Genomic DNA, 24,564 nt, shown 5'->3' on the forward strand with positions numbered 1-24,564 from the left:
TATGCGCCGCCCCGCTCGGAATTGCCTGTCCCAACGAAAAGGGTGTGCATCCGGATCTTCTCCGGACGCACACCCTGTATTCTGCCGCTCACTCAGGACGCCTCAAACCAGAAGCCGGTGAAGCTGTCTTTCATGACCCGGTATCCGTTCATCATACACGGGTAGGAGAAGGAGCGCAGTACATTTCCCTCCCTATCGCACTCGCCAAAGGTATGGGCCACGCCGCTGTTGAACACATAGTGCTCCCCCACCTCCTGGACATTGGACACAATGCTGGAGTAGACCAGCGGGATGGACTCCACCAGAGCAAAGGTCCGGTTTGTCTCGTCCACCCGGTAGTAGTAGATGTAGGAGGATACGCCCGCTCCGTCTGTCAGGGACGTGCCGACGCTCTCGTCCAGCTCCGGCTCATAGCCGTCCCGGGTGCTCAGCCCCCAGTAGTTGTTGTTGTACATGCGCAGAAGGTACACGCCCTCCGGCAGGCTCTCATCCTCCACCCGTTCCACATCGTGCTGCCCATACTGAAAGACAAAGTCTCCCTCCGGCTGATAGCACAGGCTCTCATACTCTGTGCCCGCCCAGAAATCCGGGTCTCCGATGAGCGCGGTGAGGACCGGCTCGGTCTGAAGGCCCGTGACCTGTAGAATGGTGGAGGTCTCCCGGGAGCTGACCACGATGCTGTCGCTCTCCTCCAGATACTGGATGGAATTCAGGTGCAGCCAGTCCCGCTCCCCTGCCTGCCAGAAAAAGGGGTCTGTGGCGCTGATCGGCCGGGTGCTCTGACAGTAGGAGTCCATCAGCTCGGAAAAATCCACCCGCTCGGTCACCGCGCCGCTCTCCAGATCGATCTCGATGACCACGTCCATCGTGGTCTCCTGCTCTGTGTCGGTGACCAGGGCAAGGATGGTCCCGTCCGGCCCCCAGTTGATGTCGTGGTGGAGCTCATACTGTCCCAGATCATAGACCCGCACCGCCTGGCCCAGCGGATTGAGAAGGGCGATCTTCCGGCTGCCCACACAGGTGTAGAATCCCCGCTCCTCCCACAGGAAGCGGTCGGAGTGATAGCCCTCCAGCACCATCTCATACCGCAGGACCCCCTCATTGTCAAAGAAGAAGGTGTAGCCGTAATAATCTCCGATCCCCGTGGCATAGAAGAGCCCGTCGGAGAGGGCCTCTCCCTCCGCCTGGCCGGTAGCGTCCAGGCGGGTATCATAGCCCGAGAGGGCGTCCGGCATCGCCACCGTAAATGTGGCCGACTCCTGTACCTCCCCCCGCTCGTCCACCGCCTCCAGAGTGACCTGGTTGGTCTCCCCCGGGACCAGACCGATCAGCAAAAAGCAGTGGCGGTCCGTGTAGGCCTCCTTTCCGCTCTTGGCCGTCGCGGTAAAGTCGGGATCATCCGCGCTGGTGGTATGGACCGTATAGCGGATCTGGGTCTTCTCCCCGGTGTCAAAGCACAGCAGCAGTCCGTTGGAGCCCGTACCGAAAGGATTGAGCACCGCCAGCGGCTCCCCGATCCCATGCGCCTCCTGCTGGATGAGTTCCAGCAGATGCTGGGCCAAACGCTGCTGTACCGCCTCGTCATAGTAGGTGAAGCCCTCCTGCTCATACTCCTCGGGCACCATCTGCACCACCGGGATGCTGGCCTCGCAGGGCGCCGTATAGACCTCGATCCCCCGCTCTTCACTGGTGTAGATATGCTCTCCCACCGCGATATCCCAGCTGTCCCGGCTGCTCATCTCCGCGCCCAGAAAAGAATCCACCGCCAGCTTACACCCCAGCAAAATACCGGCAGCCAGCAGGATACCTCCTCCAATCAGCAGGATCGCTCGTTTTTTTGTCATGGTACACTCGCTCCTTGGCGGTCCGCTCACCGGACCTGAGGTAAATTTCTATCTTTCAATGATACGGAATCCATTTCCGATATCAAGTACAAATCTGTAAATTTTTTGGGTTATTTCGTCTCTCTCCGCCCAAAAAGGTGCCGCCCGAACCTCCGGGCGGCACCTTTTACGCTCTGTTCGCTTCCTGCTCCATCTGCTCTGCCAGCCGCTCCACAGCCGCGCCGACCAGGGCGACCACCGCGCCGATCTGCTCCGGCGTGATGCCGTCCACATGGATGCCGCCGCTCACCAGGACCGCGCAGTCCAGCCGCTTGGCCAGCCGCTCGGCGGCCTTTTTCACCACGCCGTCCTCCTTATGGCTGGGCAGGACCAGCACCGACGCGCTGGAGCCGATGCTCCCGTCCGGATGGCGGTAGGGCGCGCCCAGCGCCGCCGCGCCCAGATGGGGAACCTCCCCTCCGGTGATGGTCACGTTCCAGTCCCGGCCCATGCTCTGGGCCGTCAGGGTCAGGGCGATCCCCTCCCCCTCGGTATGCAAGGTCAGCATGTCGTATCCTCCTCGATTGTCTTGGATGTCTCGCTCAGATAGGCCCGCAGCCGCTCCGGCGTATTGGCAGAGGGGTCTTCCAGTACGTGGTCCAGCAGCTGCCGCTGGGCCGCGCCGATGTCCTTCCCCCGGTAGCCAAGGGCCGCCAGGTCCTGCCCGGACAGGGCCAGGTCCTTCACGCTCCAGCAATCCCCCCGGCGGAGCACCTGCTCCAGCGCAGGGGAGCTCTCACGGCCCTCCCAGTCGCCCATCCAGGCCCCGGCCCGGGCCCCGTCGACGCCATACTCCCACAGGGCACGCCGCCACGCCTCGTCGGTCTGGGGCAGTCCCGCCTTCCACAGCCGGAATCCGTCGGCACAGGCCCGGATGGTCTTTCTCTCCAGGCGCAGCGTCTCCAACAGGGAGGGCCCCTCCTCTCCCACCACGGCGCAGAAGCCCGCCCAGCGGGCCTCCGGCGTCCGGGGCAGACGGCTCAGGGTGACGAAGGCCCCCCGGGGGATGCACTCGTACCGCCGCATCAGCCCGGTGTCAAAGAGCATCCGGGCCCATCCCGGCCGGGGAGAGCACAAGATTTTCTCCAGCTCTCCCCGCACCCGCTCATGGGAGAGCACTTCGGCCAGCGCCGCGCACCGCCAGATGCCCCGCGCCGTGTCGGTCTGGAGCTCAAACCCCAGCTGGGCCGCAAAGCGCACCCCCCGGAACATCCGCAGGGCGTCCTCGGTAAAGCGCTTTTCCGGCTCTCCCACGCACCGGATAAGCTCCCGCTCCAGATCCTGCCGTCCGCCGAAGGGGTCGATCACCCCTCCGTCCGGGGCCAGAGCCATGGCATTGATGGTAAAATCCCGCCGGGCCAAATCCTCCTCCAGCGTGGCGTCAAAGCGCACCTCGCCCGGGTGGCGCCCGTCGGTATAGCCGCTCTCCCGCCGGAAGGTGGTGATCTCCACCGGCCCGTCCCCGGTGAGCACGGTGACCGTCCCGTGGCGCATGCCCGTGGGGACAGTGCGGGGAAAGAGGGCCATCACGGTCTCGGGCCGTGCCGCCGTGGTCAGGTCAAAGTCGCCCGGCGTCCGTCCCAGGAGCAGATCCCGGACACATCCGCCCACCGGATAGGTGGGCCACCCCGCCTCCCACAGGCGGTCCCGGCACCTCCGCACGCCGTCCGGTATGTACAGCTCTTTCACCATACCACCCCATTTCCCGTATTTTTCTCTTGTAAGGGGACTATACTGCGGTATATAATAATATGTTCCAAATCTGTTTTCCCTCTGCGCCCAGGGCGCAATACGATACCATATCGTCATTATAAACTTCTGGAAAGGGTGTGTAAACCCATGGCTGCAACTGACATCCATGATTATCTGCGTCCCGGCCGGCGGGCCCATCTGGTCGGCATCGGCGGCGTTTCCATGTCCCCTCTGGCGGAGGTCCTCCACGGGGCCGGTATGACCATCACCGGTTCCGATATGCGGGAGAGCGCCACCACGGAGCATCTGCGCTCCCTGGGCATCCGGGTGGACATCGGCCACCGGGCCGAAAATGTCGCCGGCGCCGATCTCATCATCCGCACCGCCGCCGCCCACGACTCCAACCCCGAGATCGCCGAGGCCCACCGTCTGGGCATCCCGGTCTTTGAACGGGCCCAGGCCTGGGGCTCCATCATGCGGGGCTACCGCAACGCCCTGTGCATCTCGGGCACCCACGGCAAGACCACCACTACCTCCATGTGCACCCACATCGCCATGGCCGCCGCTGCCGACCCCACCGTCATGATCGGCGGTACCCTTCCCCTGCTGGGCGCTGGCCACCGGGTGGGCAAGGGGGACACCATCATTCTGGAGAGCTGCGAGTACTGCAACTCCTTCCTCTCCTTCTTCCCCACCGTGGCGGTGATCCTCAACATCGAGGCCGACCACCTGGACTTCTTCAAGGATCTGGAGGACGTGGAGCACTCCTTCCGCGCCTTTGCCGACCGGGTGCCCGAGGGCGGTCTCATCATCGCCAACCGGGACGATGCCAACACCATGCACGCCCTGGAGGGGGAGGAGCGTCCCATCCTCACCTTCGGTCTGGAGGAGGGCGACGTCCACGCCGCCGGTCTGACCTGGGTCAACGGCCTGCCCGCCTTTGACGTGATCTGCCGCGGGGAGAAATTCGCCCATGTGGAGCTCCAGGTCCCCGGCGTACACAATGTGAAAAACGCCCTGGCCGCCGCCGCTTCGGCCATCGCCCTGCACTTCCCCCCCGCCGCGGTGGAGGAGGGTCTGGCCGCCTTCCACGGCGCGGGCCGCCGCTTTGAGCACAAGGGCAGCTTCCACGGGGCGGAGGTCTACGACGACTATGCCCACCATCCCGGAGAGCTCCAGGCTCTCTTCTCCGCCGTGAAGGGCATGGGCTATGAGCGCATCATCTGCGCCTTCCAGCCCCACACCTACACCCGGACCAAGGCCCTCTTCTCCGACTTTGTCCAGGTGCTCCGGGAGCCTGATCTGGCCATCCTGGCCGAGATCTACGCCGCCCGGGAGACCGACACCCTGGGCATCTCCTCCCGGGACCTGGCCGAGCAGATCCCGGGCAGCCGCTACTGCGCCACCCTGGAGGAGGTCACGGCTCTCCTGCGGGAGATCGCCCGTCCGGGGGATCTCATCCTGACCGTGGGCGCCGGCGACATCTACACCGCCGGAGAGGCTCTGGTCAAGCACCAGTAATCCAGTCAAAAAGCGGGCATACCCGGAAAGTCCCCTCTTCCCGGGTATGCCCGCACTGTTATTTCTGCATGCGCTGGAATACGACGGCGGCCTGCTCCCGGGTCAGGGGGGCGCAGGGCTGGGTCCCGTCAAAGAGCCCCGCCTGCACCGCTGCCTCCCAGTCCGTCTCCGCCCAGGAACTGACCGGCTTAGCCGCCTGCTCCTTGCGGTAGGCCGCCATGGCGGTCTGAAACATGGCGTCAAACTGCTCCTGTGTCAACTCGTCCTCTCCTTCCAGAAGGGCCTTCACATCGGCCCGCAGGGTATCCATGCTCTTGCCGTGCCTGGGAAACCAGTGGGACACGTCGGCGTGGTTGCTGGCCATATCCTCCTGGTAGCCCTCCCGGTGGTCCACGATGTCCCGCAGGGGGTCCAGGCCGTATTTGCGGCAGAGCATGGCGCACAGCTCCACGGCGTTGGCGTAGACCCGCCGGAAATAGTCCGCATTCTTCTCCGCGTCATAGCCCACCATGGTCCCTCCCTGGTAGGTGTGCCCGGCGGGCTCCAGGATCTCAAAGCTGATGTGGGTGTTGTTGGCCGACGTGCCGCCGTTGGGCGGCGTCCCGGCGTGCCAGCCCCGCCAGTTCCAGGGCAGGGTCTCGGTCACGCCGTCGGCATGAACAAAGGCGTGGGCGCATTTATCCACCCCCGGCTGGTCCCACAGCCGCAGCCAGACATTCACGTCCGGCTGCGGCGTCCCTGTGGAATGGACCATAATGCCCTTGGGTACGATGGTGCGCCCCGCCTTATAGCAGTCGTTTCGTGTTAAAATGTGTTCGGTCAGCTGCATGGTCTCTCCTCCCGGAGTATCCTATGCGCCGCCTCTCTTTTCGGACACCCTGCGGCCCCCTTGGGAGATCAGCCGCCCAGGGTCAGGCCGCTCCCCTTCTGGGAGAGACCGTCCTTTTCCAGCATCTGCTCCAGCACCTTCACATCGGTGGTGATGTCCATGGCCGTGTTCTCAAAGAGCTTATCCAGCTGCTTTTCAAAGCCCTCCACCACCTTATCCATCATCCCCTCGATGCGGACCTTGGCGGCGCTGATGTTCTCGCCCTCCACGCCCTGCTCCTCCAGCTGGGCATAGGAGTTGAGGATCTTCAGCGTGGTGGGAAGGTAGTAATTCAGGAAGCTGCGCAGCTGGCCGCCCTTTTCCGGGTTCTTCTTCTGATACTCAAAGATCTTGCGGGTGATCTCCTCGATGCGGTCGATCTTCTCGCTCATGGCGGCGTCCTCAATGGCGTCGTTCACCGCGCGGATCTGGGCCAGCGTCCGGTCGTCCTCTCCCTGGGCGGGTTCGGGCTTCGGCTCAGGCTTCTCCTCCTGAATTCCCTCGTCGCTGAGGATGAGGCGTCCGGTGCTCATGTCCAGATAGCCGGTGGGCAAGAGGCCCTCATCCAGCATCTCCTGCAGATCATCGCAGGCCGTATGCACCGACACCGGCATGGCCTGCGCCAATGTCTCCACCCAAATCGAGGTCTGATGCCCGATCAGCGCCAGATACTTGCGGAACCGGCGGGCCTTTTTGTTCCTGCTCATCCCCACGGCCAGCACCACGAAGCCGGCGCAGCAGAAGCCCAGGGGGAAGAATACGTCCTCCAGGTACCAGATGGGATTGCCGCCCCAGAACAGGCTCTCCACCATCTCCAAAATGGCGCTGGCAGTGCCCAGACCGAAGACGCCCGCGATCACGCCGCCGACGATCATCATGCTCTTCCCCCGGTTCAGGCGCAGGTGTTCCTGCTCTGCCGGGACCCGGCGCTGGACCTTCCGCGCTGCCCCCATTCCGGTGGATACCCCCTGGGTGCCGGGCTGGCGCACCTCCGTCCGCCGGCGTACCACCGGCCGCTCCTCCTGGTGCACGCCCTGGGTACCGGGCTGCACATAGGTCCGTCCGGTGGGGGCCGAACGCCCATGGCTCGCCGGGCGGTTGTTCTCGGTCAATTTCCGGAACAGCAGAAACAGACCCACCGGCCAAAACAGCGCCAGCATAAGCACGATCAGGATCCAGGATCCGATCTCACTGTTATTTGTATCTTTCTTCCCATAACCCGCCATATCCGGGCCCTCCTGTTCGGCAATGGTTTTTCCACTCTTATTATCTCTGATTGTAGCACAGAACTCTGAAAGAATCGATGAAAAATATATTTAAATTTTTTTAAACCCGCCCCACACAGGGAACCGAATCCCTTTTGGCACGTCTAAAAAGTACTTCAAACTCATACAACACGCTTAGATGGAGCGCAAACCGGCAGGAATAAGCCCTGTAACCGTTCTGTAATTGCATTTTGGGGCAGGGACACCTATAATGGAGAGCGTATCCAGTTCGTTACCTCAATATTGGGAGTTGATATCCATGGAACACTCGAAAGGCAAACGCGTCATGCCCGACCCGGAGGGCGGCAGACGCAGAAAATCCGGCCGACCACCCAAGGTCCTGGTCGGTGTACTCATTTTCCTTTTGCTGCTCTGTGCCGGCTACGCCGGTATGTGCGCCTATGCCGCCACCAGCGGGAAGCTGCTGCCCAACACCCGCATCAGCGGCGTCCAGGTGGGCAGTCTGACCCAGGAAGAGGCCCAGGCCAAGCTGGAGGCGGAGCTTCCCACCCGGCTCTCGTCCCTCTCCGCTGACTTCACCTGCAACGGCAGCACCTTTACTGTCTCCGGGGATGCCCTGAGCGCCGATATCTCCGGCGCGGTAGAGGCGGCCTGGAACGACAACCAAAAGGGCGGCGCGGCGGCCGGCGGCTTCCGCTTCCTCTCCGCCCTGGCAGGGCAGTCCAGCGAGGTGGAGGTCCAGCTCTCCTTCTCCCAGACCCCCGCCTCCATCACTCAGGCGGAGGAGCATATCTCCAACCCCATGGTGGAGACCAGCTGGACCGTAACGGCCGACACGCTGGACTTTACCAAGGGCACCACCGGGCAGGCCATCGACGTGGACGCCCTGGAGGAGCAGCTCCTGCGGGAGTTCCAGACCCTGCTGTCCGAGGGCGGCACCTCCGCCCCTGTGCCCATCGAGGTCCCCGTGATGACGGAAGAGCCCCCCGAGCCCGACTTTGAGGCCATCTATCAGGAGGTCTACACCGAGCCCGCCGACGCCTACCTGGACAAGAACACCAAGGAGATCGTCCCCTCGGTCACCGGCATCCGGTTTGACACGGACGCCGCCCGTACCGCCCTGGCCGACACCGCGGAGGGCGAGGTCTGCTCCGTGCCTCTGGAGAAGGAGGAGCCCAACATCACCACCGCTAAGCTCAATGCCAATCTCTTCAAGGATGTCCTGGGCAAGTCCTCCACCAAGACCGCCGGCGGCTCCTCCCGCTGGCACAATGTGGATCTGGCCTGCCAGCGGGTCAACGGCACCATTCTTCTCCCCGGTGAGACCTTCTCCTACAACGCTACGGTGGGTCCCTACTCCCAGGCCGGCGGCTATCAGAAGGCCGGCGCCTATGTGAGCGGCACCACCCAGGACACCTGGGCCGGCGGCGTGTGCCAGCTCTCCTCCACCCTCTATTATACGACCCTCAAGGCCAATCTGGAGACCGTGGAGCGCCACAAGCACAAGTACGACGTGGGGTATCTCCCCTCCGGCCTGGATGCCACGGTCTACAGCAACAGCCTGGACTTCCGGTTCAAGAACAACACCGACTACCCCATCAAGATCGTGGCCTCTCTCACCAAGAGCGGCGGCACCCGGTACTGCAACGTCACCATCTACGGCACCAACACCACCGGTATCTACGGCGATCCCTACTCGGTGGTGGTGAGCACCACCGCCCCCAAGACCGTCTACGAGCCCAACAGCTCGGTGCCCCAGGGCTCCAAGCCCCAGAAGGACCCCACCCGCACCGCCTACACCGGCAAGGTGGTGGAGGTCCATCAGCGCCTGCGGGACGCCAACGGCAAGGTCATCAGTGACACGGTCATCCACAACGACCGCTTTGATGTGCGCAACGCAGTCTACTTCTATAACCCCGCTGACGCGGCCCGTCTGGGCATCGACACCTCCACCGGTCTGATGACCGAGGTGCCTGTCACGCCCACACCGGCGCCCACGCCGTCCCCCACCGCGACACCGGCACCCACACCGGCACCCACACCGGCGCCCTCCAGTACCCCCGCTCCCACTGCGGCGCCCACGTCGACACCGACTCCGGCGCCCACCACCTCCGCACCCCCCAGCAGTACACCGGCACCCAATGCATCCACCGATCCCAATGTGCCGGTCCTTCCCCCGGAGGCCCAGACCGGAACCTGAGTTTTTTCGCCACCTGGAGCGCGGGTCATCTCTGACCCGCGCTCCTGTTTATCACTTTAAGGAGGGATTCCCCTATGTTTCAAGGCTTTTCCGATGCCACCATCGACTTTATGTGGGGCATCCGGTTCAACAATGAGCGCCCCTGGTTTCAGGCCCACAAAGAGGAGTATCTGACCCACTTCTACCAGCCCATGAAGGCCCTGGCCCAGGAGGTCTATGACGCCTTCCAGGCCCGGCACCAGGTCCCGGGCCTGTGCTGCAAGGTCTCCCGTATCTACCGGGACGCTCGGCGCCTGCACGGCAGAGGCCCCTATAAGGATCATCTCTGGTGGTCCATGGAGCGTCCCACCGAGGACGCCTTCTCCACCCGCCCGGTCTTCTGGTTTGAGCTGGAGCCGGAGGGCTGGTCCTACGGTCTGGGGTATTACTCGGCCACTCCGCTGACCATGGCCAAGTTCCGCGCCCGGCTGGACCGGGACCCCGCGCCCTTTGAGCGCCTGGTCCGCAGCATGGACCGGCAGGCGGTCTTTCAGCTCACCGGCGTGGACTACAAGCGTCCCAAGGGGGCCCCTCCCTCCCCCCTCCTCGCCCCCTGGTACAACAAGAAGAGTTTGGCGCTGGAGTGCGATCACAAGCTGGACGACCTTCTCTACTCCCACGACCTGGTGGACACTCTGCTGGAGGGATATGACTTCCTGCTCCCCTTCTACACCTATTTCTCCTCCCTGGACGGCGATCCGGACCCGCGGGAGGGATAAGAAAGCAGCTCTCCCGGTGCGTCTGGCGCAAACCGGGAGAGCTGCTTTTTTGATTTCTTATCCGTCTGTGGGATCAGTTCAAAAAGTCCTTGAGCTTCTTGGAGCGGCTGGGGTGGCGGAGCTTCCGCAGGGCCTTGGCCTCGATCTGGCGGATACGCTCACGGGTGACGTTGAACTCCTTGCCCACTTCCTCCAGGGTGCGGGTACGGCCGTCCTCGATGCCGAAGCGGAGCTTGAGGACCTTCTCCTCCCTGGGGGTCAGGGTGGAGAGCACATCCACCAGCTGCTCCTTGAGCAGGGTGAAGCTGGCGGCCTCGGAGGGCTCGGAAGCATCCTCGTCGGGGATGAAGTCGCCCAGGTGGGAATCCTCCTCCTCGCCGATGGGGGTCTCCAGAGAGACCGGCTCCTGGGCGATCTTCAGGATCTCCCGCACCTTGTCCACCGGCATGGACATCTCGGCGGCGATCTCCTCGGGGCTGGGATCGTGGCCCAGCTCCTGGAGGAGCTGACGGGAGACGCGGATGACCTTGTTGATGGTTTCCACCATGTGGACGGGGATGCGGATGGTACGGGCCTGGTCGGCGATGGCGCGGGTAATGGCCTGCCGGATCCACCAGGTGGCGTAGGTGGAGAACTTGTAGCCCTTGGTGTAGTCAAACTTCTCCACGGCCTTGATGAGGCCCAGGTTGCCCTCCTGGATCAGGTCCAGGAAGAGCATGCCGCGGCCCACATAGCGCTTGGCGATGGAGACCACCAGACGGAGGTTGGCCTCGGCCAGACGCTGCTTGGCCGCCTTGCCCCGGCGGATGGCCTTCTTGATGGCGGCCTCCTCCTCGGCGGTGAGGGGATAGTCCTCCCCGTTCTTGCGGGCCTTCTCAATCTCGGCCCACTGCTCCTCAGCGGCGTCACCGGCGCCCATGTCCTGGGCCAGCTGGATCTCCTCGTCGGGGGAGAGGAGGTTGACCTTGCCGATCTCCTTGAGGTACATGCGCACGGGGTCGTCGATGTTGAAGGCGTCCACCAGAGTGTTGGGGTCTACGATCTCCTCCTCAGGGATGTCCTCCAGATCGTCGATGGAGGGGACGATGTCATCGCCCAGGTCGGGGAGATAGTCCTCACCGGCGGTGTCGATACCCAGGTTTTCCAGGGTATCGTAGATCTTGTCCATCTGGTCGCTCTCCAGATTCATGTTCTCCAGCACGTCCATCAGCTCGCTGGCCGAGAGCTTGCCCTTCTTCTTGCCCCGCTCGATGAGCTCGCTGAGCTTCTCCGCGCCGGGAACACCCTCCACGACCTTCATGATCTCCAGGCGTCCGGCTTCGATCTGGGCCTCGCTGGGGCCCTTGGCACCCTTGGCCGCGTTTACTTTCTTTTCACTCATGTGCTCATCCTCCGTAGGCTTTTTTTTCTCTAAATTTTTCCGCGGCCGCCAGGAGGGGGTCTACTGCGCTCTCCCCCGCCCGCTTGAGGGCCTCGGTCTGAATGATGGCTATGTAATCCCGCAGAGCCTGCTGGCTGTGGGCCAGAGACTCCGGCTTTTCCAGCACCCCGGCCAGGAAGCTCATCTCCTCGCTGGTCAGCTCGCCGGCCAGTGCGGCCAGCTGGGTGCTGCGTCCCTCCTGAAAGCGCTGGCGCAGGAGGGCGTATACCCGCCCCAGCACCGGGACAGAAAACTGCTCCGGCGTCAGGGATTCGCTCTCCCGGAAGAGGGCGGGCTCCAGCAGCATCAGCCGCAAAACCCCCTCCTCCGCCCGTCCCGAGCGCATGTTGGGATAGCGGATGCCGTACTCCCGGGGCTGAAGCTGGGCCGCCGGGGTCAGGTCCCGCCGCTCCTGCTGCTTCTTGGCCTGCCGGAGCCGGCGCTGATACTCCCGCTGGATCTCCTGCGCCATGGCCTGGGGGGAGATCCCCGCCGCCTGGGCGGCCCGGCCGCCGTAGATCTCCCGCTCCACCGGGCTGGGGAGGGTGGAGAGCATGGCGGCGCTCTCCCGGAGAAATTCCACCTTCTGGGCGTCGTCGCTCAGGTCGTATTTCACCTGGATCTGGCGCAGGCGGTACTCAATGTGGTTCTCGCTCTGATCCAGCAGCTTGGCAAAGGCCTCCCGGCCGTATTTCTTGATAAACTCATCCGGGTCCTTGGCCCCCCGCATCTGGAGGACCTTGACCTGGATGCCCGTCTTTTCCAGAATGGGGATGGCCCGCTGGGCAGCCTTCATCCCCGCGCCGTCCCCGTCGTAGGCGATGACCGCCTCCTTGGTATACCGGGAGAGGAGCTGGGCGTGCTCCTGAGTCAGGGAGGTGCCCAGGCTCGCCACCGCGCAGTCAAACCCCGCCTGGTGGAGGGAGAGGGTATCCATATACCCTTCCGTGAGGATGATCCGGCCCTGCTTGGATTTTTTGGCGATGTTCAGGGCAAAGAGGTTGCGGCTCTTGTTGTAGATCACCGTATCCGGGGAGTTGAGGTACTTGGGCGTGGAGTCGTCCAGTACGCGGCCGCCGAATCCGATGACCTCCCCCCGCAGGTCGATGATGGGGAACATCACCCGGTTGCGGAAGCGGTCATAGATCCGCCCCTTTTTGTTGTCCACCGCCAGTCCGGCATCCAGCAGCTCCCGCTTGGCATAGCCCTTCTCCATCATGGCCTGGATCAGGTTGTCCCACCCTTCCGGGGCAACGCCCAGTCCAAAGCGGGTGACCACCCCTGGGGAGAGGCCCCGCTTCTGGAAGAGATATTCCGCCCCCGCTCTCCCCTCCGGGGCCCGCAGTTTTTCGTGGAAAAACCGGGCCGCGTCCTTGTTCAGAGCCAGGAGCCGCTCCCGCCGGCGGCGGTATCCCTCATTCTCCCCCTGCTCGGGCATCTCCATGCCGGAGCGCTGGGCCAGAAAACGCACCGCCTCCACAAAGGGCAGGTTCTCCATCTCCATGATGAAGGAGATCACCCCGCCGCCCTTGCCGCAGCCGAAGCAGTGGTAGATCTGCTTTTCGGGCGCCACGGAGAAGGAGGGGGTCTTTTCGTTGTGAAAGGGGCACAGGCCCCAGAGATTGTTTCCCTTTCGGGTCAGGTGGACATAGGAGGAGACCACGTCGGAAATCTCGTTCCGGGCCACCAGCTCGTCGATAAATGCCTCAGGTATGGCCATGGCGCTCCCCCCCTCTCCCCTCATTTTACCGCCCAGGCCCTTGGGATGGCCAGGGTGCGGAACTGCTCCACGGCGTATTTGTCGGTCATGCCGGCGATGTAGTCGCACACCGCCCGCTCGGTCCCCTCCAGCGCCCGGATTTCCTGGAACTCACCGGGGAGGCGGTCGGCCTCCCTCCGGTAGTACTCAAAGAGAAAGCGGAGCATATCCTGGGCCTTGCGCTCCTCCCCCTTGGCCAGGGGGCTGTGGTAGACCCGTGCAAAGAGAAAGGCCCGCAGCTCCTCCATGGCCCGGCGGCAGGGCTCCGACTGGCAGATCTCTCCCTTGTCCCGGCTCTGTTCGATCACATCGGAGACCAGGGTGTCAATCCGCTCCCCGTGGGAGAAGCCCAGCACCTGGGACAGCTCCAGCGGCACATCCAGCGGATAGAGCACGCCGCCCCGGATGGCGTCGTCGATATCGTGGTTGATATAGGCGATCCGGTCGGCCAGGCGGATGAGCCGCCCCTCCAGGGTGGCGGCCTCCTCCGCGCCGGTATGGCAGCGGATGGCGTTGCGCACCTCCCAGGTGAGGTTGAGTCCCGCGCCCCCCTGCTCCAGCCGCTCCACCACCCGGAGGGACTGGACATTGTGTTCAAACCCGCCGGGCATGATCTCGTTGAGGACGGCCTCCCCGGCGTGGCCGAAGGGGGTGTGCCCCAGATCGTGCCCCAGAGCGGCCGCCTCGGTCAGGTCCTCGTTGAGGCGCAGTCCCCGGGCCATGGTCCGGGCCACCCGGGCCACCTCCAGAGTGTGGGTCATGCGGGTACGGTAGTGGTCCCCCTCGGGGGCCAGAAAGACCTGGGTCTTGTGCATCAGCCGCCGGAAGGCCTTGGAGTGGACGATCCGGTCCACATCCCGCTGAAAGTCCGTGCGCATGGGACAGGGCGGTACCGGCCGGGCCCGGCCGCGGCTCTCCTCCGCCCGGCAGGCCCAGGGCGACAGCTGCTCCCGCTGGGCCTGTTCCACCGCTTCCCGTACTGTCATGGCGCTCCTCCTCCCGAAACGACTGAAAAGGCACTCCAATTACTATATACGCTTTCCGGCGTGAAAATCCTTCTTTTTGCAAAAATTTTTTTGCACTCCGGCTTACACCGGGTCGTCGGCCAGACGGACCATGTGGATGTGGTCCTCCCACACCCCGTGGATGCGCAGATAGGCCCGGGCCAGGCCCTCCTCCCGGAAGCCGCATTTCTCCGCCACCCGGAGGGAGCGGCGGTTGCGGGGCATGATGTTCCCCTCGATGCGGTGCAGGCCCAGCGTCCCGAAGGCAAACGCGGCGCAGGCCTTGACCGCCTCGGTCATATAGCCCTTGTTGATCTCGCTCCCGTCCATCTTGCAGCCCAGGAAGCAGGACTGAAAGGCACCCCGCACGATGTTGTTGAGGGCGATGTAGCCGATGGCCCGCTCCGGCTCCCCTTTGCGGAAGAGCCAGAAGGAATAGCCCCGGCCCTCCTCCCGGTCGATCCGGGCCTGCCGGAGCAGGCGGCTCTGCTCCTCCAGCGTGTAGAATTCCGGCGCGCGCTCGGGCTCATAGGGCTCCAGAAAGTCCCGGTTGCGGGTGTAGAAATCCAGGACCAGAGCGGCCATGGACTCCTCCGGGACCCGGCCCACCAGGCGCTCGGTCTCCAGATACAGTTCCTCTGTCATCTTCTCTCCTCCTCACTCAGCCGATGGGTACGTCCTTGAATACCTCTCCCACCACCTGGGCCGTGGAGGTGCCGGCGGTGAGCTCGGTGATGCGGGCCTGGAAGGGCTCCACCGCCCCCTCCGGCAGGAGGGCGTGGACGGTGACGTCGGCGGCGTATTCGGTCTCTCCCAGCACGCCGCCGCAGGCCTCCACTTCCAGCTTGACCCGCTCAAACATCGCATAGGGGCAGGGCACGGCCGTATCCACCCAGCGGCGGACTACAGAACGGCCCGCCGCGTCCAGGGCGTCCTTGGCCGAGCGGGTATAGGCCCGCACCAGGCCCCCAGCCCCCAGCAGGATGCCGCCGAAGTAGCGGGTCACCACGCAGCAGACGTTGGTGATCTCCTCCTTCTGGAACACCCCCAGCATGGGCTGTCCCGCGGTTCCCTGGGGCTCCCCGTCATCGGAGTAGCGGACGATCCCGCCCTCCCGGATCAGATAGCACCAGCAGTTGTGCCGGGCGTCGTGGTATTTCTTCCTGGTGGCCTCGATCCGGGCCCGGGCCTCCTCCTCGGACTCCACCCGCCAGACATGGCCGATGAAGCGGGAGCGCTTCTCCACAAACTCGGTCTCCGCATCCCCCGTGGGGATATAGTACTCGGTCATCGCCGCCCCTCACTTTCCCCTTGTTCTCGCCCAGTCCGCGCGCGTCATGGCATAGCACAGCGTCAGGCGGGGCTCCCCGCCGAACGCGGTCAGACGCTGCATCCGGAGGAAGCGGAAGGAAAAGCCGCACTTCCGGATGACCCGCTTGGACTTCTGATTGCCGTCATAGTGGTCGCACCAGATGGTGTGGAGGCCCAGGTCCTCAAACCCGTAGCGCAGCAGCTCCTCCACCGCCTCGGGGATGAGTCCCCGTCCCCAGTAGGCCGGGTCCAGGGAGTAGCCGATCTCGTCGTCCGGCCCTCCGGCCTCCTTCCGGTGCCGCCCGGTGAAACCCGCCGAGCCGATGACCCGTCCGTCCTGCCGGTGTACCACAGCAAAGACCCCGGGCTCGGAGAATACGGTGCGGATGATCTCCCGGCTCTCCTCCAGGCTCTCATGGGGCTTCCAGCCCGCGGGGGGACCCACTCTGGGGTCCTGGGCGTAGGAGAAGAGATCCTCCGCGTCCCCCGCCTCAAAGGGCCGCAGGATCAGCCGTTCGGTTTCCAGACGCATCCTTTCTCCTCCTCAGTCCTCCCAGAATTCCTTGGGCGGTTTCCAGCCCTCTACGATATAGTCCTTCATGCGCCCCAGCAGGATGGGGGTGAGGATGCCCGTCACCTCGATGGTCTCCCCATACTCCACCTGCTCCACCTTGGCATCCCGGTAGAGCATATCCAGCAGGCCGCCCTGGTCATAGGGCAGGTGGAGCACCACCCGGCAGGCACCGGTATCCAGCCGCTTGCCGATCTGCTCCAGCAGCTGGTCCAGACCCTGGCCGGTCTTGGCCGAGATGGCCACGATATCCTCCCCGTGGGGCACGATCTCCCCGGTATAGCGGTCGCACTTGTTGAATACGTCGATGCGGGGGGTCTCAGCGGCCCCCAGCTCCACGATGAGCTTCTCCACCACCGCGGCCTGGTCCCGCCACTCCGGGTTGGAGGAGTCGATCACGTGCAGCAGAAGATCGGCGTAGCTCAGCTCCTCCAGCGTGGCCTTGAAGGCCTCCACCAGGTGGTGGGGCAGCTTGGAGATGAACCCAACCGTGTCCGAGATGAGCACGGTGCAGGTATCCGAGATCTCCAGCGTGCGGGTGGTGGTGTCCAGGGTATCGAAGAGGCGGTTGTTGGCGGGGATGTCCGCCCCGGTCAGCTTGTTGAGCAGGGTGGATTTGCCCGCGTTGGTGTAGCCCACGATGGCCACCACCGGCACCTCGTTTTTGATGCGCCGCTCCCGCTGGACGCCCCGGACCCGGCGCACTTCCTCCAGCTCCTCCTTGAGCTTGGAGATCTTGCGGCGGATGTGGCGGCGGTCGGTCTCCAGCTGGGTCTCGCCGGGGCCGCGGGTGCCGATGGGGGACTTGCCGCCCGAGGCGGTCTGGCGCACCAGGTGTCCCCACATGCCGGTCAGCCGGGGGAGCAGGTACTGGTACTGGGCCAGCTCCACCTGGAGGCGGCCCTCCCGGGTACGGGCCCGCTGGGCAAAGATGTCCAGAATGAGGGCCGAGCGGTCCATCACCGCCACCTTCAGCTCCTCGGAGAGCACCCGCTGCTGGGAGGGAGAGAGGGCATTGTCAAAGATGACCATGTCCGCTCCGCTGTTCTCCACCAGCTCCCGCACCTCGGCCACCTTGCCCTCGCCGATGAAGGTGCGGGGATCGGGGGTGTCCTTGTTCTGGAGCACCGAGCCCACGCAGGTGCCTCCCGCCGTCTCCAGCAGGTCCTCCAGCTCCTCCATGGTGGTCTCGGTGGCGTTCTCCTCGGCGCTCAGGCAGTGGGCGGAGAGGCCCACCAGCACGGCGCGGTTGATCTCTTTCGTGTTTTGTTCGGTCATAGTACCTCCTGTGGGCGTCCCTTATGCTTTTTGCAGGACCTCCACGATCTCGCCGATATACATCCGGTGATAGTCCTTCTCGGGATAGCACTGCTCCAGCACCGCCGGATCGGTGAAGTGTCCGGGCTCCAGGTCCTGCCAGTAGAGCTTGCGGCAGACGATGACCAGCTCGGCCTCCTCAAAGTAGGGGGCGTTCCCCTCCGCCGCGGCCACGGTGAAGCCGCACTCCCGGATCTTGGCCAGCTCCCGGCCGCTCTTGGCCCCGCACAAGGCCAGCTCCCGGCGGTACTTGTCGCCAAAGAAGGACAGAGTATAGTATCCCTCCCGCTCCACAAATTCCATCGTGTAGCGCTGGGGACGGATAACGCACATGGCCACATTTCTGCGCCAGAGCACACCCAGTCCGCCCCAGGAGGCGGTCATGGTGTTGCAGTGTTCCGGCGTGCCGGCCGTGACCAGCATCCACTGGTCGTTGAGCATGGAGAAGAGATTCTGATCGATCTCCTCCGGTCTGATCTTCCTGAACATGGTTGTCCCTCCTTGGATGGATGCTCCGCCCGGACGCTCCGGGGGGCGGGTACAGAAAAACCCGTACCGGAACCGGTACGGGTTTTCATTGGAATCTTACTTCTGATCCAGACCAAACTTCTTGTTGAAGCGGCTGACACGTCCGCCAGTATCCACCATCTTCTGCTTGCCGGTGAAGAAGGGGTGACACTTAGAGCAAACTTCAACCTTAATGTCCTTCTTGGTAGACCCGGTTTCGATCACATTACCGCAGGCGCACTTAATGGTAGTCTGTTCGTAATTGGGATGGATGCCTTCCTTCATTTTATGTTCACCTCTTTCTCCCAGGGGATCAGTCGTCATAAACGCAACTGATATACTACCACCTTTCCCCTGAAATTGCAACTGTTTTTTCAAATTTTTTTGATTTCTTTTTTGAGGGACATGGTCCTCCCGCCCGGCGCATACCTGTGTATCACCGGGGGTACCCCCGGATCTGCGCAACGGACGGAGGGTAAACTATGTCATTTCTCACCGCGCTGGGGGACGCCATCTGGAACCCCTGGCTTCTGCTTCTTTTTCTGCTCACGGGGCTATGGTATTCCCTGCGCACCGGCTTCTTTCAGATCTTCGAGGTCCGCCGCTGGCTCCGCGCCACCGTGGGCTCCCTCTTCCGCCGGCGGGGAGAGCGGTCCTCCGGGGGGCTGACCCAGTTTCAGGCCCTCTCCACCGCCCTGGCCTCCACCATCGGCACGGGCAGCATCGCCGGGGTGGCCACCGCCATCTTCTACGGCGGTCCGGGGGCGGTTTTCTGGATGTGGGTGTCCGCCCTGTTGGGCATGATGACCAGCTGTGCGGAAAAGACCCTCGCCGTGCGCTACCGGGAGCGCGCCCCCGGCGGCGGCTGGCAGGGCGGCCCCATGTGCTACATGGAGCGGGGCCTTGGGTCGCGGCCCCTGGCCCTCTGGTTCTCCCTGTGCTGTGTGGCAGCCTCCCTGGGAGGCGGGAACCTGGTGCAGGCCAACTCCATCGCCGCCGCCCTCCACAGCACCCTGGGCTGGGATCCACTGACCATCGGTCTGGCGGTGGCCCTGTGCTGCGGGGCGGTCATCCTGGGCGGGGTGGGGCGGATCGGCGCGGTCAGTGAGAAGCTGGTCCCGGCCATGGCGGGGCTCTTCCTCACCGGCGGGCTCTTTGTCATCCTCCGCCACGCCGACGCCCTTCCCGCCGCCCTCTTCCAGATCTTCTCCTGCGCCCTGTGTCCCCAGGCCGCCCTGGGAGGCGCGGCGGGGTATGGCCTGGCCGCCGCCATGCGCTACGGCGTGGCCCGGGGGGTCTTCACCAACGAGGCCGGCATGGGCTCCTCCGCCATGGCCCACGCCGCCGCCCAGGTGACCGATCCCGCCGAGGAGGGCATGTGGGGGATCTTTGAGGTTGGGATCGCCACCCTGACGGTCTGCTCCATCACGGCGCTGGTCATCCTGACCTCCGGCGTGTACGATCCGCAGGCCGCCCTGGACGCCATCGCCGGGGGCCATGTCTCGGGCACCCTGCTGGGCGCCCCCCTCTCGGCCGCGGCCTTCTCCACCGTGTTCGGCCCCTACGGGGGACTCTTCGTCTCGGTGTGCCTGCTCCTCTTTGCCTTTACCTCCCTGCTGGGATGGAGCTACTACGGGGAGCGGGGCCTCGCCTACCTCACCGGGAGCCGCCGGGCCTGCGCCCTCTACCGGGTGGTCTTTCTGGTGACGGTGGTGCTGGGAAGCGTGGGGGACGTGTCCGCCGTGTGGCAGCTGGCCGACATCTTCAACGGCCTCATGGCCCTGCCCAACCTGGCGGCCCTCCTGCTCCTCACCCCGGAGGCCCTCCGCCTGCTGCGCCATTGGCGGGAGCTCCAGCCCTGAACCTCTGCGCCTATCCCATCTGATAGAGACCCACCAGAATGGGCATGGTCACGATGCACAGGAGGGTCGTCACCACATAGATGGCGCTGGCATAGTCGGCCTCCCGGTCATAGAGCTGTGCCATCTGGGTCACCGTGGCCGCCGACGGCGTAATGGCGGCCAGAAGACTCACCAGCAGGATGGTCTCGCCGTTCTCCGCCAGGGCGGAAAGCCCGCTGAATTTCAGCAGCACCAGCAGGATCAGCGGGACCACCACCAGGCGCAGGGCCGTCACCTTCCAGATGCCCCGGAAGGAGAAGGCCTTCTTCAGGTCCATCCCGCCGATCAGCATACCGGCCACCACCATACTGAGCGGCCCGATCATGCCGCCCATCCCCTCCATGGCGCCCGTCAGCAGCTCGGGCAGCCGGATGCCCGCTGCAAAGAGAACGACTCCCGCCAGCACCGCCAAAATATTGGGGTTAAGCAAAATTTTCCGGAGGGAAACCTGCCGCTCCCCGCTGAGGAGGATCCGGCAGTGTGTCCACAGCAGCGGGACCTGAATGGCCAGAAAAACGCTGGTGAAGACCACCCACTCTTTGCCCAGGATCTCACTGACGATGGGGATGATGAGATTTCCCGCATTGGAGTACATCACAGAGGCCTGCTCCACCGCACGAAACCGCCATACCTTTCCAAGCAAGGTGACCAGCAAAAAGAGAACCACATGGATGACTACCGCCGTCAGCAGAGAGAGGAGCAGTCCTTTCACCAGCTCCGGCGTCCGCTCAATCTGAAAGGCGTTGAGCATCACGCAGGGCGAGACCAGGTAAAGGGTCACCACCGAAAGACTTCGGCTGTCCTCGGAGCCCAGAAGTCCGCTCCGCACCAGGACCCACCCAAGCAAAATCATCAGGAACAGCTCTCCTATCTGCTCCGCCAGCAGCAAACTGATCATGTTTCTCTCCTCTTTTTCTTCTCAAACACATGGGATTTCTCTCTGCCGATTTTTCCGGCAGGTTCACATCATTTCTACCCCTCGGTTCTCCGAAAAGAACCACAGCACCCGGCGGCAGACCGGGCGGCCGGTGATCTCCTCCAGGGCACGGCTGTACGCCTCCAGCTGGGGACGGTACTCCTCCGCCCTTTGGCGCAGGGCCTCCCCCGCCACCCGGTCGGTCTTGAAGTCCACCACGGTGATCCCCTCTGCCGTCTCAAAGAAGCAGTCCACCACGCCCTGGAGCAGGACCTCTTCGCCCGCTCCCGCCTGGGGCCAGTAGTCCCGGGCGGGGACCAGGATGGAAAACTTGAACTCCCGGCGGAGGGTGGCGGAGGAACACACCTCCCGCCCCAGGGGCGAGGCAAAGAAGGCGGCCAGACGGGCGGGGTCCACCGCCTTCCCCTGCTCGGGCGTAAGATACTCCTCCCGGACCAGGCGCTCCACCTCCCGGGCCACCTGGGCCTCCGAGGACGCCCTGGAAAAGTCAATGTACTGCATCACCAGGTGGAGGGCCACTCCCTTCTGGGCCGGGGTCAGACCGAACTCCTCCTCCGCAAAGCGGGGACGGCGGAGCACCCCCTCTCCCCGGCGTGTGCCCGCCTGGGGGGTGTGCTCAGCGGCCTCCCGGTCCAGCTCCCGTCCCTTGAGCTGGGTGGCGGTCAGCTTGGACGGGATCTCCACGTCCCGCGCCCAGGGATAGCGCCAGGTGAGGGCTTCCCGCAGCTCCCCCTCCCCCATGCCGGTGGGACGGACCGTCCGCACGGTCCGCTCCTCCGTCTGAGAGGACACAGGGGGACGCTTCAGCGCCCCGCCGGGGATCCAGCGGATGTCCCAGGCCGGACCCAGGGTGGCCAGGGTGGGCGGGACCTCCACCGCACCCGCGTCCCGGAGGGGGGCCGCCTCGGGCCGGGCCAGAACAGGCAGGAGGACCCACTGCCCCACCGACTGACAGGCGGCCAGGGCCTGAGGCTCCACCGGGCAGCCCGCGTCGGGGGCCAGCCGGGCAATGTCCCGTCCGCCCCCGGTGAGGGCCACCGAGAGGATGAGCTTGTCCTTGGCCCGGGTCACCGCCACATAGAGCAGGCGCAGCTCCTCGGCCATCATCTCATACTCCAGCTGCCGGGCCACCGCCCGGCGGGCCAGGGTGGGGTACTCCACCATCCGCCCCACGTCCAGCCGCTTGGGCCCCACGCCCAGTCTGGGGTGGAAGAGGATGGGGCGCTGCATGTCCTCCCGGTTGAGCCGCCGGCTCAGGCCGCACAGCAGCACCACCGGGAATTCCAGTCCCTTGGAGCGGTGGATGGACAGGATGCGCACGCCGCCCCCCTCCCGTCCCGGGTCGGGCGCGGTGATGCGCTCCCCCTTCTCCTGCAGGCGGGTGAGGTAGGAGAGGAAGCCGTACAGCCCCCGGTGGCCCGCCTTCTCAAAGCGCCGGGCCAGCTCGGTGAGGAGCAGGAGGTTGGCCTGCCGCTCCTCGCCGTTGGACATGCTCCCAAAGACCCCCATCAGGTTGGAGCGGTCATACAGCCGCCAGAGCAATTGATAGCAGCTCTGATCGGCCGCGCCGAAGCGCAGCTCCTCCAGCTCCTCCAGGAAGGCCCGGCAGGGCTCGTCCCCCCGCTCGGCCCCGGAGCAAACCGCTTGGTAGAAGTCTCCATCCGGGCAGCCCGCCCGCAGCAGGGCCAGCTGGTCGGCGGTAAAGCCGTACACCGGGGAGCGCAGGGCCGAGATGAGGGGCACGTCCTGCCGGGGATTGTCCACGATCTGGAGGAGGGCCAGAGCTACGTTCACCTCGGTGGAGGCAAAGAAGTCCCCTCCTCCGTCGGCCTCCCAGGAGATGCCCCGCTCGGCCAGCGCCCGGGCATAGTGGGGAAGCACCGTGTTGGGGGAGCGCAGGAGGATAACGATGTCGGAGGGCTCCGCCGGGCGCACCCCTCCCTTCCCGTCCCCCACGGGAAAGCCCTCGTCCAGAAGGGCGCGGATGCGCGCCGCGGCAAAGCGGGCCTCCTGCAGGTCCCGGGAGACCCTGGCCGCCCGCTCCTCGGCGGGGCGCTCCTCCTCGTCCTCTCCGGACAGGTCCAGGGCGTCCAGCTCCACGGCGGGATTGGGGATTTCCGGGAAATCGGGCCCCGGATAGAGAAACTCCTCGGGCGTATAGTCCATCTCGCCGAACTCCACCGACATGAGGTTGCGGAAGAGGAAGTTGGCCCCCTCCAGCACCTCAGGCCGGGAGCGGAAGTTCTTGCTCAGATTGATCCGCCGGCTCTCCCCCTCCCGGGCGTGCTCATAGGAGGGGGAGGTGCGGTATTTCTCCAGAAAGATGGTGGGGTCGGCCAGCCGGAAGCGGTAGATGGACTGCTTCACATCCCCCACCAGGAAGAGGTTTTTTCCCTCCCGAGAGAGGGCGGAGAAGATGGCGTTCTGCACCTCGTTGGTGTCCTGATACTCGTCCACCATGATCTCGGCGTACCGCCCGGAGAGCTGCCCGGCCAGCTCGGTAGGCCCCTCCGGTCCCACCAGCAGCTCCACGGTCAAATGCTCCAGGTCGGAGAAGTCCAGCACGCCCCGGCGGCTCTTCTCGGCGGCATAGGCCCCCTCGAAGTCCCGCACCAGGGCGAAGAGGGCCCGCACCGCCGGGTGGACCGCCCGCAGGTCGTCCAGGAGATCGGCGCTCTCGTCCACAAAGCCCTCGGCCAGCTTCTCCATCCGCTTCTTGCAGCGATTGCGCAGGTCCTTCACCCGCTCGGCGTCGGCCAGCCCCGCCGGGACCTTCTTCCGCCCCGGCGTGGGGAAGGGGATGGGAAGCGCCTCCCGGGCGGCGTCCCACCCCTGGCGGGCGGCCTGGGAAAAGCGGCGCAGCCCCTCCAGCGTGGCGGACAGGCTGGGGGCGTAATTCCCCTCAAACACATCGTCGCAAACGCACAGCTCCAGGGCCCGGGCCATCTGCCCGGCCCAGTAGTCGGCCTGCCGCCCGGCGTCCTCCAGCAGCAGCCGGCCCCATACCGTCTCGCCGGCCTCGGCCACGCCGTCCAGCAGGAAGGCACGCTCCTGCTCCTCCAGCCACGCCGCCGGGCGGGGATGGCTCTGGACCCGCCCCCGGATGTCCAGCACGATCTGGACCAGGCGGCTGTCGTCCCGCCCCGCCGACATGGTGTCCACCAGGAAGGAGAAGTCGTCCCCCTCCTCCAGCGTCTCATAGCGCCGCTCCAGCACCTCTGTGAGGGTGTCCAGCATGAGCAGGCCCGCCTCGCTCTCGTCCAGCAGGCGGAAGTCCGGATGCAGGTCCAGCAGATGGCCCTGCTCCCGGAGGATCTGGGCGCACAGGGCGTGGACCGTGGAGATCTGCGCCTTGTAGACCAGCGTGGACTGGCGGCGCAGGTGCCCGTCCTCCGGATGGGCGGCCAGCCGGGCGGAGAGCTCCTCCACGATGCGGGAGCGCAGCTCCGCGGCGGCCGCCTTGGTGTAGGTGATGACCAGGAAGGCGTCCACGTTGAGCCCCTCCCGCTCCACCCGGTCCAGCAGCCGCTCCACCAGCACCCGGGTCTTGCCCGAGCCGGCGGCCGCCGACACCAGAAGGGTCCCGCCCCGGTTGTCCACCACCGCCTGCTGCTGTTTGGTCAGTTGAAATCCCATGCGCCTGGCTCCTTTCCCGGCCGCTCTTCCGGCCCTGTCTCATGCAAGGGAGG

General features: G+C 64.9%; 20 protein-coding genes. 4 read left to right on the plus strand and 16 right to left on the minus strand.

All coding sequences use genetic code 11. The features are described from left to right. Positions 1-92 precede the first annotated feature (92 nt). The 3 genes from H8S34_RS01230 to H8S34_RS15010 all read right to left on the minus strand — a co-directional run bounded on the left by H8S34_RS01230 (position 93) and on the right by H8S34_RS15010 (position 3,575). A complete protein-coding gene (locus H8S34_RS01230; RefSeq protein ID WP_186962821.1) occupies positions 93-1,844 on the minus strand; it encodes an aryl-sulfate sulfotransferase in 1,752 nt (583 codons plus the stop codon). 166 nt (positions 1,845-2,010) lie between these two features. After that, positions 2,011-2,391 (minus strand): prenylated flavin chaperone LpdD, encoded by a 381-nt coding sequence (gene lpdD / locus H8S34_RS01235; protein WP_101693553.1) that lies wholly within the window; start codon positions 2,389-2,391, stop codon positions 2,011-2,013. After that, on the minus strand, positions 2,385-3,575 hold the full coding sequence (locus H8S34_RS15010; RefSeq protein WP_207724861.1) for a CCA tRNA nucleotidyltransferase: 1,191 nt from the start codon (positions 3,573-3,575) through the stop codon (positions 2,385-2,387). The genes lpdD and H8S34_RS15010 overlap by 7 nt, the downstream gene beginning before the upstream one ends. Before the next feature lie 147 nt (positions 3,576-3,722). On the opposite strand from H8S34_RS15010, the gene murC reads away from it, so the two are divergent. Next, positions 3,723-5,096, plus strand: coding sequence for a UDP-N-acetylmuramate--L-alanine ligase (gene murC, locus H8S34_RS01245; RefSeq protein WP_101693554.1), 1,374 nt, complete (start codon positions 3,723-3,725; stop codon positions 5,094-5,096). A gap of 58 nt (positions 5,097-5,154) precedes the next feature. On the opposite strand, the gene H8S34_RS01250 is transcribed toward murC, so the two are convergent. Together H8S34_RS01250 and H8S34_RS01255 are read right to left on the minus strand one after the other, a co-directional pair. Then, positions 5,155-5,925: a peptidoglycan recognition protein family protein gene (locus H8S34_RS01250; RefSeq protein WP_186962822.1), complete on the minus strand. Its 771-nt coding sequence runs from the start codon at positions 5,923-5,925 to the stop codon at positions 5,155-5,157. Positions 5,926-5,993: 68 nt separating this feature from the next. Then, positions 5,994-7,124, minus strand: a complete 1,131-nt coding sequence (locus H8S34_RS01255) for a 5-bromo-4-chloroindolyl phosphate hydrolysis family protein (protein ID WP_243207870.1) — start codon at positions 7,122-7,124, stop codon at positions 5,994-5,996. 364 nt (positions 7,125-7,488) lie between these two features. Between H8S34_RS01255 and H8S34_RS01260 the strand changes: the two genes are divergently transcribed. Together H8S34_RS01260 and H8S34_RS01265 are read left to right on the plus strand one after the other, a co-directional pair. Further along, positions 7,489-9,390, plus strand: a complete 1,902-nt coding sequence (locus H8S34_RS01260; protein ID WP_186962823.1) for a VanW family protein — start codon at positions 7,489-7,491, stop codon at positions 9,388-9,390. Between the two features lie 74 nt (positions 9,391-9,464). Then, the gene (locus H8S34_RS01265; RefSeq protein ID WP_186962824.1) at positions 9,465-10,148 is read left to right on the plus strand and encodes a DUF2461 domain-containing protein; all 684 of its coding nucleotides are present in this window, start codon (positions 9,465-9,467) and stop codon (positions 10,146-10,148) included. 73 nt (positions 10,149-10,221) lie between these two features. Here H8S34_RS01265 and rpoD read toward each other — a convergent pair whose 3' ends face one another. From rpoD to rpmE, 9 genes are all read right to left on the minus strand, one after another. After that, positions 10,222-11,529 (minus strand): RNA polymerase sigma factor RpoD, encoded by a 1,308-nt coding sequence (gene rpoD, locus H8S34_RS01270; protein ID WP_186962825.1) that lies wholly within the window; start codon positions 11,527-11,529, stop codon positions 10,222-10,224. 4 nt (positions 11,530-11,533) lie between these two features. Continuing rightward, complete coding sequence (gene dnaG, locus H8S34_RS01275; protein WP_186962826.1) at positions 11,534-13,288, minus strand: DNA primase; 1,755 nt, start codon at positions 13,286-13,288, stop codon at positions 11,534-11,536. Between the two features lie 20 nt (positions 13,289-13,308). After that, the gene (locus tag H8S34_RS01280; protein WP_101693560.1) at positions 13,309-14,313 is read right to left on the minus strand and encodes a deoxyguanosinetriphosphate triphosphohydrolase; all 1,005 of its coding nucleotides are present in this window, start codon (positions 14,311-14,313) and stop codon (positions 13,309-13,311) included. A 102-nt stretch (positions 14,314-14,415) separates the two neighbouring features. Next, positions 14,416-14,976 (minus strand): GNAT family N-acetyltransferase, encoded by a 561-nt coding sequence (locus H8S34_RS01285; RefSeq protein WP_101693561.1) that lies wholly within the window; start codon positions 14,974-14,976, stop codon positions 14,416-14,418. Positions 14,977-14,992: 16 nt separating this feature from the next. Further along, the gene (locus tag H8S34_RS01290) at positions 14,993-15,622 is read right to left on the minus strand and encodes an IMPACT family protein (protein WP_101693562.1); all 630 of its coding nucleotides are present in this window, start codon (positions 15,620-15,622) and stop codon (positions 14,993-14,995) included. A 9-nt stretch (positions 15,623-15,631) separates the two neighbouring features. Then, positions 15,632-16,174 carry a GNAT family N-acetyltransferase gene (locus tag H8S34_RS01295; protein WP_101693563.1) on the minus strand — a complete coding sequence of 181 codons (543 nt, stop codon included), beginning with the start codon at positions 16,172-16,174 and terminating at the stop codon, positions 15,632-15,634. Positions 16,175-16,186: 12 nt separating this feature from the next. Beyond that, positions 16,187-17,491, minus strand: a complete 1,305-nt coding sequence (gene hflX / locus H8S34_RS01300) for a GTPase HflX (protein WP_186962827.1) — start codon at positions 17,489-17,491, stop codon at positions 16,187-16,189. A gap of 21 nt (positions 17,492-17,512) precedes the next feature. Next, entirely contained in the window at positions 17,513-18,019 is a 507-nt protein-coding gene (locus tag H8S34_RS01305; RefSeq protein WP_186962828.1) for a flavin reductase family protein, read from the minus strand. Positions 18,020-18,115: 96 nt separating this feature from the next. Next, positions 18,116-18,322, minus strand: a complete 207-nt coding sequence (rpmE, locus tag H8S34_RS01310; protein ID WP_101693566.1) for a 50S ribosomal protein L31 — start codon at positions 18,320-18,322, stop codon at positions 18,116-18,118. Between the two features lie 197 nt (positions 18,323-18,519). Here rpmE and H8S34_RS01315 point away from each other — a divergent pair, with 197 nt between their 5' ends. Continuing rightward, positions 18,520-19,899 (plus strand): alanine/glycine:cation symporter family protein, encoded by a 1,380-nt coding sequence (locus tag H8S34_RS01315; RefSeq protein WP_101693567.1) that lies wholly within the window; start codon positions 18,520-18,522, stop codon positions 19,897-19,899. A gap of 10 nt (positions 19,900-19,909) precedes the next feature. Here the strand turns inward: H8S34_RS01315 and H8S34_RS01320 are convergent, their stop codons facing one another. Together H8S34_RS01320 and addA are read right to left on the minus strand one after the other, a co-directional pair. Continuing rightward, a complete protein-coding gene (locus H8S34_RS01320; RefSeq protein ID WP_186962829.1) occupies positions 19,910-20,836 on the minus strand; it encodes an AEC family transporter in 927 nt (308 codons plus the stop codon). Positions 20,837-20,899: 63 nt separating this feature from the next. After that, the gene (gene addA / locus H8S34_RS01325; RefSeq protein ID WP_186962830.1) at positions 20,900-24,511 is read right to left on the minus strand and encodes a helicase-exonuclease AddAB subunit AddA; all 3,612 of its coding nucleotides are present in this window, start codon (positions 24,509-24,511) and stop codon (positions 20,900-20,902) included. Between the last annotated feature and the right edge of the window lie 53 nt (positions 24,512-24,564).

The organism is Pseudoflavonifractor hominis (assembly GCF_014288125.1).
Classification (GTDB): Bacteria; Bacillota; Clostridia; order Oscillospirales; family Oscillospiraceae; genus Pseudoflavonifractor_A; species Pseudoflavonifractor_A gallinarum.

Bases quoted from the DNA above. Each gene is read 5' to 3' on its own strand.
- H8S34_RS15010 (WP_207724861.1), bottom strand. From the start codon at position 3,575: ATGGTGAAAGAGCTGTACATACCGGACGGCGTGCGGAGGTGCCGGGAC.
- H8S34_RS01315 (WP_101693567.1), top strand. From the start codon at position 18,520: ATGTCATTTCTCACCGCGCTGGGGGACGCCATCTGGAACCCCTGGCTT.
- H8S34_RS01290 (WP_101693562.1), bottom strand. From the start codon at position 15,622: ATGACCGAGTACTATATCCCCACGGGGGATGCGGAGACCGAGTTTGTG.
- H8S34_RS01255 (WP_243207870.1), bottom strand. From the start codon at position 7,124: ATGCTGGCGCTGTTTTGGCCGGTGGGTCTGTTTCTGCTGTTCCGGAAA.
- murC (WP_101693554.1), top strand. From the start codon at position 3,723: ATGGCTGCAACTGACATCCATGATTATCTGCGTCCCGGCCGGCGGGCC.
- H8S34_RS01250 (WP_186962822.1), bottom strand. From the start codon at position 5,925: ATGCAGCTGACCGAACACATTTTAACACGAAACGACTGCTATAAGGCG.
- dnaG (WP_186962826.1), bottom strand. From the start codon at position 13,288: ATGGCCATACCTGAGGCATTTATCGACGAGCTGGTGGCCCGGAACGAG.
- H8S34_RS01265 (WP_186962824.1), top strand. From the start codon at position 9,465: ATGTTTCAAGGCTTTTCCGATGCCACCATCGACTTTATGTGGGGCATC.
- hflX (WP_186962827.1), bottom strand. From the start codon at position 17,491: ATGACCGAACAAAACACGAAAGAGATCAACCGCGCCGTGCTGGTGGGC.
- H8S34_RS01280 (WP_101693560.1), bottom strand. From the start codon at position 14,313: ATGACAGTACGGGAAGCGGTGGAACAGGCCCAGCGGGAGCAGCTGTCG.
- H8S34_RS01285 (WP_101693561.1), bottom strand. From the start codon at position 14,976: ATGACAGAGGAACTGTATCTGGAGACCGAGCGCCTGGTGGGCCGGGTC.
- H8S34_RS01295 (WP_101693563.1), bottom strand. From the start codon at position 16,174: ATGCGTCTGGAAACCGAACGGCTGATCCTGCGGCCCTTTGAGGCGGGG.
- addA (WP_186962830.1), bottom strand. From the start codon at position 24,511: ATGGGATTTCAACTGACCAAACAGCAGCAGGCGGTGGTGGACAACCGG.
- H8S34_RS01305 (WP_186962828.1), bottom strand. From the start codon at position 18,019: ATGTTCAGGAAGATCAGACCGGAGGAGATCGATCAGAATCTCTTCTCC.
- rpmE (WP_101693566.1), bottom strand. From the start codon at position 18,322: ATGAAGGAAGGCATCCATCCCAATTACGAACAGACTACCATTAAGTGC.
- H8S34_RS01230 (WP_186962821.1), bottom strand. From the start codon at position 1,844: ATGACAAAAAAACGAGCGATCCTGCTGATTGGAGGAGGTATCCTGCTG.
- H8S34_RS01320 (WP_186962829.1), bottom strand. From the start codon at position 20,836: ATGATCAGTTTGCTGCTGGCGGAGCAGATAGGAGAGCTGTTCCTGATG.
- rpoD (WP_186962825.1), bottom strand. From the start codon at position 11,529: ATGAGTGAAAAGAAAGTAAACGCGGCCAAGGGTGCCAAGGGCCCCAGC.
- lpdD (WP_101693553.1), bottom strand. From the start codon at position 2,391: ATGCTGACCTTGCATACCGAGGGGGAGGGGATCGCCCTGACCCTGACG.
- H8S34_RS01260 (WP_186962823.1), top strand. From the start codon at position 7,489: ATGGAACACTCGAAAGGCAAACGCGTCATGCCCGACCCGGAGGGCGGC.